13 protein-coding genes are annotated in these 13,650 nt (G+C 72.8%); 5 read left to right on the forward strand and 8 right to left on the reverse strand.

The window, feature by feature from the left end:
- Nucleotides 1-8: 8 nt before the first annotated feature.
- Genes ACFVZH_RS11490 through ACFVZH_RS11525 form a run of 8 tightly spaced genes read right to left on the reverse strand, consistent with a single transcriptional unit; the run spans nucleotide 9 to nucleotide 6,727 of the window.
- Nucleotides 9-1,988 carry an NADH-quinone oxidoreductase subunit L gene (locus ACFVZH_RS11490; protein WP_384895672.1) on the reverse strand — a complete coding sequence of 660 codons (1,980 nt, stop codon included), beginning with the start codon at nucleotides 1,986-1,988 and terminating at the stop codon, nucleotides 9-11.
- A complete protein-coding gene (gene nuoK, locus ACFVZH_RS11495) occupies nucleotides 1,985-2,359 on the reverse strand; it encodes an NADH-quinone oxidoreductase subunit NuoK (RefSeq protein ID WP_384895674.1) in 375 nt (124 codons plus the stop codon). Before nuoK ends, ACFVZH_RS11490 begins: the two co-directional genes overlap by 4 nt.
- Nucleotides 2,359-2,913, reverse strand: coding sequence for an NADH-quinone oxidoreductase subunit J (locus ACFVZH_RS11500; RefSeq protein ID WP_384895676.1), 555 nt, complete (start codon nucleotides 2,911-2,913; stop codon nucleotides 2,359-2,361). Before ACFVZH_RS11500 ends, nuoK begins: the two co-directional genes overlap by 1 nt.
- Complete coding sequence (locus tag ACFVZH_RS11505; RefSeq protein WP_384895678.1) at nucleotides 2,910-3,491, reverse strand: NuoI/complex I 23 kDa subunit family protein; 582 nt, start codon at nucleotides 3,489-3,491, stop codon at nucleotides 2,910-2,912. Before ACFVZH_RS11505 ends, ACFVZH_RS11500 begins: the two co-directional genes overlap by 4 nt.
- Complete coding sequence (locus ACFVZH_RS11510) at nucleotides 3,491-4,459, reverse strand: NADH-quinone oxidoreductase subunit H (RefSeq protein ID WP_384895680.1); 969 nt, start codon at nucleotides 4,457-4,459, stop codon at nucleotides 3,491-3,493. Before ACFVZH_RS11510 ends, ACFVZH_RS11505 begins: the two co-directional genes overlap by 1 nt.
- Complete coding sequence (locus ACFVZH_RS11515; protein ID WP_384895682.1) at nucleotides 4,456-5,736, reverse strand: NADH-quinone oxidoreductase subunit C; 1,281 nt, start codon at nucleotides 5,734-5,736, stop codon at nucleotides 4,456-4,458. The genes ACFVZH_RS11510 and ACFVZH_RS11515 overlap by 4 nt, the downstream gene beginning before the upstream one ends.
- Nucleotides 5,733-6,308: an NADH-quinone oxidoreductase subunit B gene (locus ACFVZH_RS11520; RefSeq protein WP_384895684.1), complete on the reverse strand. Its 576-nt coding sequence runs from the start codon at nucleotides 6,306-6,308 to the stop codon at nucleotides 5,733-5,735. The genes ACFVZH_RS11515 and ACFVZH_RS11520 overlap by 4 nt, the downstream gene beginning before the upstream one ends.
- Nucleotides 6,299-6,727, reverse strand: coding sequence for an NADH-quinone oxidoreductase subunit A (locus tag ACFVZH_RS11525; RefSeq protein WP_384895686.1), 429 nt, complete (start codon nucleotides 6,725-6,727; stop codon nucleotides 6,299-6,301). Before ACFVZH_RS11525 ends, ACFVZH_RS11520 begins: the two co-directional genes overlap by 10 nt.
- A 135-nt stretch (nucleotides 6,728-6,862) precedes the next feature.
- Here ACFVZH_RS11525 and ACFVZH_RS11530 point away from each other — a divergent pair, with 135 nt between their 5' ends.
- From ACFVZH_RS11530 to ACFVZH_RS11550, 5 genes are all read left to right on the forward strand, one after another.
- Nucleotides 6,863-8,044 (forward strand): sensor histidine kinase, encoded by a 1,182-nt coding sequence (locus tag ACFVZH_RS11530; RefSeq protein WP_384895688.1) that lies wholly within the window; start codon nucleotides 6,863-6,865, stop codon nucleotides 8,042-8,044.
- Between the two features lie 242 nt (nucleotides 8,045-8,286).
- Entirely contained in the window at nucleotides 8,287-9,573 is a 1,287-nt protein-coding gene (locus tag ACFVZH_RS11535) for a sensor histidine kinase (protein ID WP_384895690.1), read from the forward strand.
- A gap of 105 nt (nucleotides 9,574-9,678) precedes the next feature.
- Complete coding sequence (locus ACFVZH_RS11540) at nucleotides 9,679-10,350, forward strand: LuxR C-terminal-related transcriptional regulator (RefSeq protein WP_384895948.1); 672 nt, start codon at nucleotides 9,679-9,681, stop codon at nucleotides 10,348-10,350.
- A 267-nt stretch (nucleotides 10,351-10,617) separates the two neighbouring features.
- Nucleotides 10,618-12,555: a 2-oxoacid:acceptor oxidoreductase subunit alpha gene (locus ACFVZH_RS11545; RefSeq protein WP_384895692.1), complete on the forward strand. Its 1,938-nt coding sequence runs from the start codon at nucleotides 10,618-10,620 to the stop codon at nucleotides 12,553-12,555.
- Nucleotides 12,548-13,609 carry a 2-oxoacid:ferredoxin oxidoreductase subunit beta gene (locus ACFVZH_RS11550; protein WP_384895694.1) on the forward strand — a complete coding sequence of 354 codons (1,062 nt, stop codon included), beginning with the start codon at nucleotides 12,548-12,550 and terminating at the stop codon, nucleotides 13,607-13,609. Before ACFVZH_RS11545 ends, ACFVZH_RS11550 begins: the two co-directional genes overlap by 8 nt.
- The last annotated feature ends 41 nt before the right edge of the window (nucleotides 13,610-13,650 follow it).

Here is a 13,650-nt window from a genome sequence, read left to right on the forward strand (position 1 = left end):
ATCACGGCTCACGCTCCGGCGACGGCGTTGGCGAGGGCGACGGCGGCGATCGCCAGGACGACGGAGCCGGCGAGCAGGGCGCTCAGGTAGGTCTGCACGTTGCCGGTCTGGGCACGGCGGACGAGCCAGCCGAGACCCTTGGCGGTGCCGGCGGCGCCGCGGACGTAGGTGTCGACGACCTCGCGGTCCAGGAAGCGGACCAGGGAGGCGGCGGCGAGGACGGGGCGGACGAACGCGGCCCGGTAGACGGCGTCCAGGTGGAAGCCGTCGGCGGCCGGGCGGTGCAGCGGCCCGAGGAGGGCGCGGCCGGGGTCGGCCGGGTCCAGCGCGGGATGCGGCAGGCGCAGCGCCTCGGCCTCGACCAGGCCCGCCTCGGCCTCGGGGTGGGCGACGTGCGGGACGGGCGCCGCCACGGGCGTCCGGGCGGCGAGGGTGCGCCAGACCGCGTACGTGATCACCGCCCCGGCGACGGCCAGGCCCGTGCCCAGCACGGCCGTGGTGAGGGTCGGGGTGAGGGCGTTCCCGTCGAACCAGTCGTCGAGGTACGACGCCGACAGGCCGAAGCCCAGCGACGGGATCGCGAGCACCCACAGGACGGCCGTCATCGCGATCGGCTGGCGCCCGTGGTCCGGTGCCTCGGCGCCGCGGCCGCGGAAGGTGCGCAGCCACAGGCGGAGCGCGTAGGCGGCGGTGAGCAGGGCGGTCAGCAGGCCCGCGACGAGGACGGTCCAGCCGGCCCCGGCGGGGGCGACGTCCCGCTCGCCGAGCGCGGTGTGCTCGGCGGCCACGAGGACGGCCTCCTTGGAGAAGAAGCCGGCGAAGGGCGGGATCGCGGCGAGCGCGAGGAGGGCGACGGTCATCGTCCAGTAGGCGTCGGGGACGCGCTTCGCCAGGCCGCTCATGCGGGACATGGCGGTGAGCGAGTTCGTGCCGGCGGCGTGGATGACCGTGCCCGCGGCGAGGAACAGCAGCGCCTTGAAGGCGGCGTGCGACAGGAGGTGGAAGACGGCGGCGCCGCGGTCGCCGACGGCGAGGGCGCCGGCCATGTAGCCGAGCTGGCCGATCGTCGAGTAGGCGAGGACCCGCTTGATGTCGTCCTGCGCGAGCGCGGCGAGCGCCGAGCCGACCATCGTGACCGCGGCCATCACGGCGAGCACGGTCATCGCGGCGGCCGAGGCGGCGAAGACGGGCAGCAGCCGGGCGGTGAAGTAGATGCCGGCGGCGACCATCGTCGCGGCGTGGATGAGCGCGGAGACGGGGGTCGGGCCGGCCATCGCGTCCGGGAGCCAGGTGTGCAGCGGGAACTGCGCGGACTTGCCCGCCACACCGGCGAGCAGCAGCAGCGCCACCAGTGTGGGGTGGTCGATGCCGCCGCTCGCGACGGCATCGAGGACGCCGGTGATCCGGAAGGTGCCGGCGTCGGTGGCGAGGGCGAAGAGACCGATGAGGAAGGGGACGTCGCCGAGCTTGGTGACGAGGAACGCCTTCAGGGACGCGGCGCGCGCCTCGGGGGTCTCCCAGTAGTGGCCGACGAGGAAGTACGAGCAGATGCCCATGATCTCCCAGCCGACCAGCAGCACCATCAGGTCGCCCGAGTAGACGACGAGCAGCATCGCGGAGGTGAAGAGGGAGACGAGCGCGGCGTACGAGGGGTAGCGCGGGTCCTCGCGGAGGTAGCCGGTCGAGTAGATCTGCACGCAGGTGGCGACGACCCCGACCAGCACGGCGACGAGGGCCGCGAAGCCGTCGATGTAGAGGCTCAGGTCGATGGGGACGGAGCCGGTCGGGGTGAGCTGGGTGGCGGCCTCGATGGTCTTCCCGCCGCCCTGGCGGACGGCGACGAGGACGGCCAGCACGGCCGCGGCGAGCGTCGGCAGCACGGCGAGCGGGCGGACGAAGCCGGGCGCGGTGCGGCCCAGGAGGAGTCCGGCGACGGAGCCGAGGAACGGCAGGAGGGGGACGAGGACGGCCAGGGTCGTGGTGGTCACGCGGTGGCCTCGGCCTTCTCGCCGGTGGGCGTCTCGTCTGCGGGCACGCCGTCCGGGGACTCGTCGTGCTCCGCCGTGTCGCGGAGCCGGTCGATGTCGGAGGTGCCCTTGTTGCGGTGGACCATCAGGATGATCGCGAGGCCGATGCCGATCTCCGCGGCGGCGATGGCGATGGTGAAGAGGGTGAGGGCCTGGCCGGCGTGCAGGGTGTCGCGGAGCCAGACGTCGAAGGCGACCAGGTTGAGGTTGACGGCGTTGAGCATCAGCTCGACGGACATCAGGACCAGGATCGCGTTGCGGCGGGCGAGGACGCCGTACAGGCCGACGCAGAAGAGCAGGGCGGCGAGGACGGCGGGGTAGGCGAGGTGCATCAGCGCTCCTGCTCCTTCTTCCGGGAGAGGACGATCGCGCCGACCAGCGCCGCGAGGAGGAGCACCGAGAGGGCCTCGAAGGGCAGCACCCAGTGCCGGAAGAGGACGGCGCCGGTGGCCTCGGTCGAGCCCTGGACGGCGCCGTCGAGGTCGATCCACGTCGTGCGGAAGGCGTCGACGACCACCCAGACCAGGGCGACGGCCGCGGGCACGGCGACCGCGAGGGCCACCGGCCGGTTGCCGGAGTCGGCGTCCGGGGAGCGGCCCATGGGCGCCTTGGTGAGCATCAGCCCGAAGAGGAGGAGGACGACGACGGAGCCGACGTAGATCAGCACCTGGACCCAGGCGATGAACTCCGCGGTCAGGAGCAAATACTCGACGGCCAGGCCGCCGAGCGCCACGACCAGCCAGAGCGCGGCGTGCACGAGCCGGCGGGTGGTGACGGTGACGAGGGCCGCGCCGAGGGTCACGAGACCGACGAGGACGAAGGCGATCTCGACGCCGGAGGGCGAGAGGAAGCCCTGCGTCTGCTGCGCTGCGTCGGCGGGGGTCACTGCTGGTCCTCCTGGGCCTCGGCCGCGGCGGCCGCGGCGGCGGCTTTCTCCGCTGCCTTGCGGGCCGCGGCGATCTCCTTCGGTTCCTCCGCGCGCGGGTCGAGCGCGGGCGGCTCCGGCACGGTCCACATCCACTCGCGGAGCTTGTCGCGCTCGTGGGTGAGCTCGTGGATGTCGGTCTCCGCGTACTCGAACTCGGGCGACCAGAACAGCGCGTCGAACGGGCACACCTCGATGCAGATACCGCAGTACATGCAGAGCGAGAAGTCGATGGCGAAGCGGTCGAGGACGTTCCGGCTGCGCTCGCGGCCGCCGGGGGCGGCGGCCAGCACCGTCTCCTTGTGGGAGTCGATGTAGATGCACCAGTCGGGGCACTCACGGGCGCACAGCATGCAGACCGTGCAGTTCTCCTCGAACAGGCCGATGACCCCGCGGGTGCGGGGCGGCAGCTCGGGCTGGACCTCCGGGTACTGCGCGGTGACGGTCTTGCGCGTCATCGTGCGGAGGGTGACGGCGAGGCCCTTGGCGAGGCCGGATCCGGGGATGCGGGGCCGGGAGGGCGGGAGACCGGGGGCCATTACTGGATCGCCACCTTCACGATGCCGGTGAGCGCGATCTGCGCGAGCGCGAGCGGGACGAGGGTCGTCCAGGCGAGCTTCTGGAGCTGGTCCTCGCGCAGGCGCGGATAGCTCACCCGCAGCCAGATCACGACGAACGCGAGGACGGCGGTCTTGAGGAGGGTCCACACCCAGCCGAGGCCGTCGGCGCCGAACGGGCCGTGCCAGCCGCCGAGGAACAGGACGGTGGTGAGGCCGCTCAGGACGACGATGCCGGCGTACTCGGCGAGCAGGAAGAGCGCGAACCGGAGGCCGGTGTACTCGGTGTACGCGCCGAAGATGATCTCCGAGTCGGCGACGGGCATGTCGAACGGGGGCCGCTGGAGCTCCGCGAGACCCGCCACGAAGAAGACGACCGCGCCGACGATCTGCCACGGCACCCACCACCACTCGAAGGCGTTCAGGACGCCGGGGAGGGAGACGGTGCCGGCGGCCATCGCGACGGACGCCGCGGCCAGCAGCATCGGGAGCTCGTACGCCAGCAGCTGGGCGGCCGTCCGCAGACCGCCGAGCAGCGAGAACTTGTTCGCCGACGCCCAGCCGGCCATCAGGCTGCCGAGCACGCCGACGCCCATCACGGCCAGCACGAAGAAGATGCCCGCGTCGACCACCTGGCCGACCGCGCCCTCGCCCGGCCCGATCGGGATCGCGACGAGCACGAGGAGGTACGGGAGGAGCGCGACGGCCGGCGCGAGCTGGAAGACCCGCCGGTCGGCCTCGGCCGGCACGACGTCCTCCTTCTGCGCGAACTTCACCCCGTCCGCGACGAGCTGCGCCCAGCCGTGGAACCCGCCCGCGTACATGGGGCCCAGCCGTCCCTGCATGTGCGCCATCACCTTGTGCTCCGTCTGCCCCACGACGAGCGGCAGCACCAGGAACACCACGAGCAGGATCAGCAGCCGTACGGCGACGTCGAGTGCGTCGTTCACGCGGGATCGCCTCCGGCGGATTCGGTCGGGTCGTTCCCGCCCCTCGGGGCGGACGGATCATCGGACTCGGCGTCCACGGGCGGCGCGGCCGCGGGGGCCGGCGGCTCGGGCGCGGTGCCCGGGGCCTCGGGCTCGGGGGCCTCGGGCTCGGCCTCGGGGGCCTCACGCTCGGCCTCGGGCGCCGGGGCCTCAGGCTCGGCCTCGGCCGCCGGGGCCTCGTCGAACGCCGGGCGGGCGTGGTGCCACGGGGCGTCGGAGCTGCGGGTACGCGGGGCGGCCGGGGCGGCCCCCTCCATACGGGGGGACTGGCTCGCCGAGCCGTCGGCCGCCGAGCGGGAGCGGCGCGGCGGACGGGCCGCCGGGGCGTCGGCCGCGGCGTCCGGCTCCGGTGCCGGGACGTCGGGGGTCGCGGCGGACTCCGGGGCCTGGGCCTCCGGGGCCGGGGCGGCGGCCGGGGCAGCGGCCGCGGCCTGGCTGGCCGAGCCCTCCGTCACCGAGCGGGCGCGGCGCGGCGGGCGGGCCGCCGGGGCGTCGGGGGTCGCGGCGGACTCCGGGGCCTGGGCCTCCGGGGCCGGGGCAGCGGCCTGGCTGGCCGAGCCCTCCGATACCGAGCGGGCGCGGCGGACGGGGCGGTCGCCGGCGGCGGCGCGGACGGGGCGGTCGCCGGCGGCGGTGCGGGCGGGGCGGGCGGGGGCCGGGGGGAGCTGGCCCTTGAGGGGGCCCCACTCGTTGGGGTCGGGCACGCCGGGCGGGAGCATCTGGCGGCGCTTGGGGCCGCCGTCGTGGGACTCTCCCGGCTCCTTGGCGCCGGGCCACGCCTTGGCGACGCGGGCGGCGAGGACGAAGTCCTTGCGGAGGGGGTGGCCCTCGAAGTTCTCGGGGAGGAGGAGGGGGACGAGGTGGGGGTGGCCGGTGAAGTCGACGCCGAACATCTCGTGGGTCTCGCGCTCGTGCCAGCCCGCGCCCGCGTACACGCCGATGGCCGTGGGCAGGACGGGGGCGGAGTGCGGGACGGTCGTGCGGACCAGGAGGCGGCGCGGGCGGCCGCCCGCGAGCGAGACCACGTGCGCGCAGACGCGGAAGCCGGTGCCCGGCTCGTCGACGGCGCTCAGCCAGTCGAAGTAGGTGCAGCCCAGCTCGTCGCGGGCGGTGGTGAGGGCGGCGATCCAGGAGGCCGGCGGGACGTCGACGGTCAGCAGGTCGTACGCCAGCTCCGCCGTCGCCTCCTCGCCGAACACCTCCGTCACGGAGCCGGGGAGGGAGTCGTACGCGTTCATGCCGTGCCTCCCGGCGGCGGGACCAGGGGGCTCGTCAGCTGGGAGACGGAGGCGGCGGTCGCGTACCGCTCGGCCAGGTTCTCCCGGGCGATCTTCTCCTGGAGCTTGAGGATGCCCTGGAGCAGCGCTTCGGGGCGGGGCGGGCAGCCCGGTACGTACACGTCGACGGGGATGATCTGGTCGACGCCCTTGGTGACGGAGTACGAGTCCCAGTAGGGGCCGCCGCAGTTGGAGCAGGCGCCGAAGGAGATGACGTACTTCGGCTCGGGCATCTGCTCGTACAGGCGCTTCACGGCCGGGGCCATCTTGTCCGTCACCGTGCCGGAGACGATCATCAGGTCGGCCTGGCGCGGGCCGGGCGCGAAGGGGATCACGCCGAGCCGGATGAAGTCGTGCCGGGCCATCGACGCGGCGATGAACTCGATCGCGCAGCAGGCGAGGCCGAAGTTGAAGACCCACAGGCTGTAGCGGCGGCCCCAGTTCAGGACCACCTTCATGGGCTCGGGGGCGAGGCGGGCGAGCGGCCCCAGCTTCGGAGCGGGCAGGGGTGTGGGCAGGGGTGTTACGTCCATGACAGGACGCCCTTCCTGTACGCGTAGAGCAGGCCCACGGCGAGGAAGCCGAGGAAGACGAACATCTCGACCAGGGTCGTGGCGCCGTAGCCGGGCGCCGCGAAGACCGTCGCCCAGGGGAAGAGGAAGATCGAGTCGACGGCGAAGACGACGTACAGGAAGGCGTAGACGTAGTAGCGGACCTGGGTGTGCGCCCAGCCCTCCCCCACGGGGTCGACACCGCACTCGTAGGTGAGGAGCTTCTCGGGCGTCGGCACGACGGGCCTGAGCAGCCGGTTGGCCGTGAAGGCCACGGCGACGAAGAGCACGCCGACGACGGCGAGCAGGCCGACGACGGAGTACGTCTGGAAGTAGTCCGCCGCGTCGGCCGCGACAACGGTCGGTTCCCGCACGTCCGCCCCTCGGTCTCGGTGTCTCATGAGTCACTTCTGTACGCACGCGAGTGTAGGCCCTGCTAAAGAGACCGTAAGCAGTCGCGGGTGGGGTTATCCCCCCTCCACCTCACCCACCTCCCCCATGGCGTCGCGCCGCCGTCGACCGGCAGTCTGGGGACCATGAGCGCCGATCTTGATCCCGTCGAGTCCCCCGACTCCACCGATGCCCCCCGTCCGCCGCTGCGGCTCGCCTACGGCAAGGAGACCTGGAAGGAGATCGCCTTCCTCCTCTCCAATCTCTTCACGGTGCTGGCCGGATTCGTCTACGCGGTCGTGAGCGTCCTGCTCGGCGTCGCCCTCTCGGTCACCGTCATCGGGCTTCCGCTGCTCGCCCTCGGACTCGGCGGCGCGCGCTGGATCGGCCGCTCGGAGCGGGCACGGGCCCGCGCCCTGCTCGGGGTCCGGGTCGCGGAGCCGTCCCCGCTGCCGCGGCGCGGCGGCTTCTTCCCCTGGCTGTGGACCTCGCTGAAGGACCCGGTGGCCTGGCGGACCCAGCTGTACGGGCTGATCCGGCTGCCCTGGGGGATCGTGACGTTCACCATCGGGCTGGTCTCCCTCCTCGTGCTGTGGCCGGTGCTGCCCTTCCTCGCCCGGGGCCTGTCGAACGCCGACCGCGGCATGGTGCGGGGGCTGCTGTCGCCCTCCGACGAGCTGGAGCGGCGGATCGCCGAGCTGGAGTCGGACCGGGGCGTGGTCGTCGACACCGCCGCGGCCGATCTGCGGCGCATCGAGCGGGACCTGCACGACGGCGCGCAGGCCCGGCTGGTCGCCCTCGCGATGGGGCTCGGTCTGGCGAAGGAGAAGCTGCTCGCCGACCCGGAGGCGGCCGCGGTGATGGTCGACGAGGCGCACGGCGAGGTGAAGCTCGCCCTCCAGGAGCTGCGGGACCTCGCCCGCGGCATCCACCCCGCCGTCCTCACCGACCGGGGTCTCGGCGCCGCGCTCTCGTCCGTCTCGGCGCGCTGCACGGTGCCGGTGAAGGTGAACGTGGACCTGGTGGAGCGGCCCGCGGAGGCCATCGAGGGCATCGCGTACTTCACGGTCTCCGAGCTGCTGCAGAACGTGTCCAAGCACGCGCGGGCCCGCTCGGCCTCCGTGGACGTGTGGCGGGCGGACGACCGGCTGCTGCTCCAGGTCCGGGACGACGGGGCCGGCGGGGCGCGGCTCGACGGCGGTACGGGGCTCGCGGGGCTCGCCGAGCGGCTCGGCGCCGTCGACGGCCTGCTGGTCCTCGACTCCCCCGACGGCGGCCCCACGACGGTCACGGCGGAGCTGCCGTGGCGCTCCCGCCCGGCCGCGTGACCCCTCTCGGGGCCGGGCCCCCGGGCCCGGGGTAGGGAAAACCCCCGCCCGGAGACGCCCACCCGCCTCATGGTCCGGGGCAAGGCGAAACGGGAGGCTGGAGCACGTACCGCCGGACCCCTCGGTCCCGGAGCCGCGGCCCCGGGAACCCGGGGCCCGCAGCCCACCGGCCCGCCCCGTCGGCCGCCCGAGCCCACAGCCCCACCGAGCCCTGAGCCCCCGAAGAGAGAAGGACGACCGCGATGGCCTCCCACCGCCTCCCCGCCGCGATCCGCGCGCCGTTCGAGGCCCGCACCTGGCGCGCCTTCGGATACGTGCTGATCGGGCTGCCGCTCAGCGTCTGCTGGTTCGCGCTCTCCGTCGCCTTCGTGTCGGCCGGCGCGGGACTGCTGATCACCTTCCTCGGTGTACCGATCCTCGCCGGGGCGCTGGCGATGTGCCGGGGCTTCGGGGTGGTGGAGCGGGCCCGGGCGCGCGGTCTGCTGGGGCTCGACGTGGCCGCCCCGGAGCGGGTGAAGGGTCGGACCGGCGGGGCGTTCTCGTGGATGGGGGCGATGCTGAAGAGCGGCGCCTCGTGGCGGCACCTGCTGTACGCGGTCCTCCACATGCCGTGGGCGGTGTTCTCGTTCTCCGTGGCGTTGGCGCTCTGGACCTGGGGCTGGGGCCTGTTCACGTACCCGCTGTGGCAGTGGGTCTTCCCCGTGTACGCGGGGCAGGACGGGCTCCAGCTGTACGGCGACGGGACGCACGACTTCTACCTCGACTCGCCCTTCGAGATCGCGGTGACCAGCGCGGTCGGGCTGCTGTTCGTGCTGGTGGGCCCGTGGGTGCTGCGGGGGCTGGTCGGCGTCGACCGGCTTCTCGTCTCCGGGCTCCTCGGCCCGTCGCGGCTGGCGTCGCGTGTCACGGAGCTGGAGTCGGACCGGGGCGTGGTCGTCGACACCGCCGCGGCGGACCTGCGGCGCATCGAGCGCGACCTGCACGACGGCGCGCAGGCCCGGCTGGCGGCGCTCGCCATGGACCTGGGGCTGGCGAAGGAGAAGCTGGCGCGGGACCCGGAGGCCGCCGCGGTGCTCGTCGACGAGGCGCACGGCGAGGTGAAGCTCGCACTGAAGGAGCTGCGGGACCTCGCCCGGGAGATCCACCCGGCCGTGCTCACCGACCGGGGTCTCGACGCGGCGCTCTCCGCGGTCGCCTCCCGCTGCTCGGTCCCCGTCTCGGTCGACGTGGACCTGCCGGCGAGGCCGGTCCCGGCGATCGAGGGCATCGCGTACTTCACGGTCTCCGAGCTGCTCCGCAACGTCACCGGGCACGCGCGGGCGCGGCGGGCGTGGGTGGACGTGTGGCGCTCCGGCGACCGGCTCATGATCCAGGTGCGCGACGACGGGACGGGCGGGGCGGTGGTGGGCGCCGGGGCGGGGCTCGCGAAGCTCTCCGGGCGGGTGGGTGCGGTGGACGGGGTCCTCGCGGTGGACTCGCCGGCCGGCGGCCCCACGACGGTGACGGTCGAGCTGCCCTGGCGGGCGTAGGCGACCGGGCGGCCCGTTCGCCCCACGGGGCGGCGGGCTGGTGCCATGCTGAGGGCCTCATCGGAAGATCGGACATGGGGGCTTCACGGCGTGGGTGTGCAAGACGTGGCGGGGCGGGTTCGGGTGGTCATCGCCGAGGATTCCGTCCTGCTCAGGGAAGGGCTGACCAGGCTCCTGACCGACCTGGGGCACGAGGTCGTCGCGGGGGTCGGGGACGGCGAGGCGCTCGTCGAGACCGTCGCGGAGCTCGCGGGCGAGGGGGCGCTGCCGGACGTGGTGGTGGCGGACGTGCGGATGCCGCCGACGCACACGGACGAGGGCGTCCGGGCGGCGGTGCGGCTCCGGAAGGAGTACCCGGGACTCGGGGTGCTCGTGCTGTCGCAGTACGTGGAGGAGCAGTACGCCACCGAACTCCTGGCCGGTTCCAGCCGGGGTGTGGGCTATCTGCTGAAGGACCGGGTCGCGGAGGTCCGCGAGTTCGTGGACGCGGTGGTGCGGGTCGCCGGGGGCGGTACGGCCCTGGACCCGGAGGTGGTGCAGCAGCTGCTGGGCAGGAGCCGTCAGCAGGACGTGCTGGCGAACCTGACCCCGCGGGAGCGCGAGGTCCTCGGCCTGATGGCGGAGGGCCGGACGAACTCGGCGATCGCGAAGGCGCTGGTGGTGAGCGACGGCGCGGTGGAGAAGCACATCAGCAATATTTTCCTGAAGCTGGGCCTTTCTCCGAGTGACGGTGATCATCGCCGGGTACTTGCGGTGTTGACGTATCTGAAGTCCTGATCATCTGACACCCTGTCAGATAGCCTGACTCTCGACCGGGGATAAGGCGGAATCCGACTTTCCGGAACACTCCGGGTGGCGGCAGAACGTGACAATTCATAGCAAGAGGGCGTCTCAAAAAGAGGTCCGTCATGTGAGAAGTCCCGGGAGGGCCCTCCCTGCCGTCGTAGGGTGGGCCTCGGGACGGACGGTGATCAGCCGACCGCATCCCGAGCCTTCTCCCGCCTCCGGCGGAGAGTCCCCTTGCCGCGAGGGAGGTCCAGTTCAGTGACCAGCCAGGTCAGTAGCGAGGCCGGTGAGGCCCTGGTCGGGGAGCAGCGCAGCGCCCCGGCGGCGCCCCACCACGGCACCGAGAAGGAAGTGCGCCGTCTCGACCGGGTGATCATCCGGTTCGCGGGCGACTCCGGTGACGGTATGCAGCTCACGGGTGACCGGTTCACCTCGGAGACGGCGTCCTTCGGGAACGACCTCTCCACGCTGCCGAACTTCCCGGCCGAGATCCGGGCACCCGCCGGGACCCTGCCGGGCGTCTCGTCCTTCCAGCTGCACTTCGCCGACCACGACATCCTCACGCCGGGCGACGCCCCGAACGTGCTGGTCGCGATGAACCCCGCCGCGCTGAAGGCCAACATCGGGGACGTGCCGCGCGGCGGCGAGATCATCGTCAACACCGACGAGTTCGCCAAGCGGGCCATGGCCAAGGTCGGCTACGCGGCCTCGCCCCTGGAAGACGGCTCCCTGGACGCGTACCACGTGCATCCGGTGCCGCTGACGACGCTGACGGTCGAGGCGCTGAAGGAGTTCGGTCTGTCCCGGAAGGAGGCCGAGCGGAGCAAGAACATGTTCGCGCTCGGGCTGCTCTCGTGGATGTACCACCGGCCCACCGAGGGCACCGAGACCTTCCTTCGCCAGAAGTTCGCGAAGAAGCCGCAGATCGCCGAGGCCAACGTGGCCGCCTTCCGGGCCGGCTGGAACTTCGGCGAGACCACCGAGGACTTCGCCGTCTCCTACGAGGTCGCCCCCGCGACCCGGGCGTTCCCCACCGGCACGTACCGCAACATCTCCGGGAACCTGGCCCTCTCCTACGGGCTGATCGCCGCAGGCCGGCAGGCCGACCTGCCGCTCTACCTCGGCTCGTACCCGATCACCCCGGCCTCGGACATCCTCCACGAGCTGTCCAAGCACAAGAACTTCGGCGTGCGCACCTTCCAGGCCGAGGACGAGATCGCCGGCATCGGCGCCGCGCTCGGCGCGGCCTTCGGCGGCTCCCTCGCGGTGACGACGACGTCCGGCCCCGGCGTGGCGCTCAAGTCCGAGACCATCGGCCTGGCCGTCTCCCTGGAACTGCCGCTGCTGATCGTCGACATCCAGCGCGGCGGTCCCTCCACCGGCCTGCCGACCAAGACCGAGCAGGCCGACCTCCTCCAGGCCATGTACGGCCGCAACGGCGAGGCCCCGGTGCCGGTGGTGGCCCCCAGGACCCCCGCCGACTGCTTCGACGCGGCCCTGGAGGCGGCCCGGATCGCGCTCGCCTACCGCACCCCGGTCTTCCTCCTCTCCGACGGCTACCTCGCCAACGGCTCCGAGCCGTGGCGCGTCCCGGACGTCGGGGAGCTCCCCGACCTGCGGACGCTGTTCGCCACCGGCCCGAACCACACGCTCGACGACGACACCGAGGTCTTCTGGCCGTACAAGCGCGACCCGGAGACCCTCGCCCGCCCCTGGGCCGTGCCCGGCACCCCCGGCCTCGAACACCGCATCGGCGGCATCGAGAAGCAGGACGGCACCGGCAACATCTCGTACGACCCCGCCAACCACGAGTTCATGGTCCGCACCCGGCAGGCCAAGATCGACGGCATCGACGTCCCCGACCTGGAGGTCGACGACCCGGACGGCGCCGCCACCCTGGTCCTCGGCTGGGGCTCCACCTACGGGCCGATCACGGCGGCCGTCCGCCGCCTCCGGGTCGCGGGCAAGCCCATCGCCCAGGCCCACCTGCGCCACCTCAACCCCTTCCCGAAGAACCTCGGCGAGGTCCTGAAGCGGTACGAGAAGGTCGTCGTCCCGGAGATGAACCTGGGCCAGCTGGCCATCCTGGTCCGGGCGAAGTACCTCGTCGACGCCCGCAGCCACACCCAGGTCAACGGCATGCCGTTCAAGGCCGAGCAGCTCGCCGCCGTCCTCAAGGAGGCCATCGATGCCTGAGCCCACGGAGACGCTGCTGAGCCTGGTGCCCAAGGCCGAGGCCCAGCAGTCCATGAAGGACTTCAAGTCCGACCAGGAGGTGCGGTGGTGCCCCGGCTGCGGTGATTACGCGGTCCTCGCCGCCGTCCAGGGCTTCATGCCGGAACTGGGGCTGGCGAAGGAGAACATCGTCTTCGTCTCCGGCATCGGCTGCTCCTCCCGCTTCCCGTACTACATGAACACCTACGGGATGCACTCCATCCACGGCCGCGCCCCGGCCATCGCCACCGGTCTCGCCACCTCCCGCCGCGACCTCTCCGTCTGGGTCGTCACCGGCGACGGCGACGCGCTCTCCATCGGCGGCAACCACCTGATCCACGCGCTCCGCCGCAACGTCAACCTCAAGATCCTGCTCTTCAACAACCGGATCTACGGCCTCACCAAGGGCCAGTACTCGCCCACCTCCGAGGTCGGCAAGATCACCAAGTCGACCCCGATGGGCTCCCTCGACGCGCCCTTCAACCCGGTCTCCCTCGCCCTGGGCGCGGAGGCGTCCTTCGTCGCCCGCACCGTCGACTCCGACCGCAAGCACCTCACCGAGGTGCTGCGCCAGGCCGCAGAACACAACGGCACCGCGCTCGTCGAGATCTACCAGAACTGCAACATCTTCAACGACGGCGCCTTCGAGGTCCTCAAGGACAAGGACCAGGCCAAGGAGGCGGTCATCCGCCTCGAACACGGGCAGCCGATCCGCTTCGGCGCCGAGGACGAGAAGGGCGTCGTCCGCGACCCGGCCACCGGCGACCTCCAGGTCGTCACCGTCACCCCGGACAACGCGTCGCGGATCCTCGTCCACGACGCCCACGCCACCACCCCGACGACGGCCTTCGCCCTCTCCCGCCTCGCCGACCCCGACACCCTCCACCAGACCCCCATCGGGGTGTTCCGGTCCGTCGAACGCCCGGTCTACGACACGCTCATGGCCGAGCAGCTCGACACCGCCGTGGAGCGGCACGGCAAGGGCGACCTGGGCCAGCTGCTCGCGGGGAACGACACCTGGACGGTGGTCGGGTAGCACGCGCGCGTACGCGAAGGGGCCCGGTCCGTACGTACGGA

It is taken from the genome of Streptomyces sp. NPDC059534 (assembly GCF_042743475.1).
Lineage (GTDB): Bacteria > Actinomycetota > Actinomycetes > Streptomycetales > Streptomycetaceae > Streptomyces.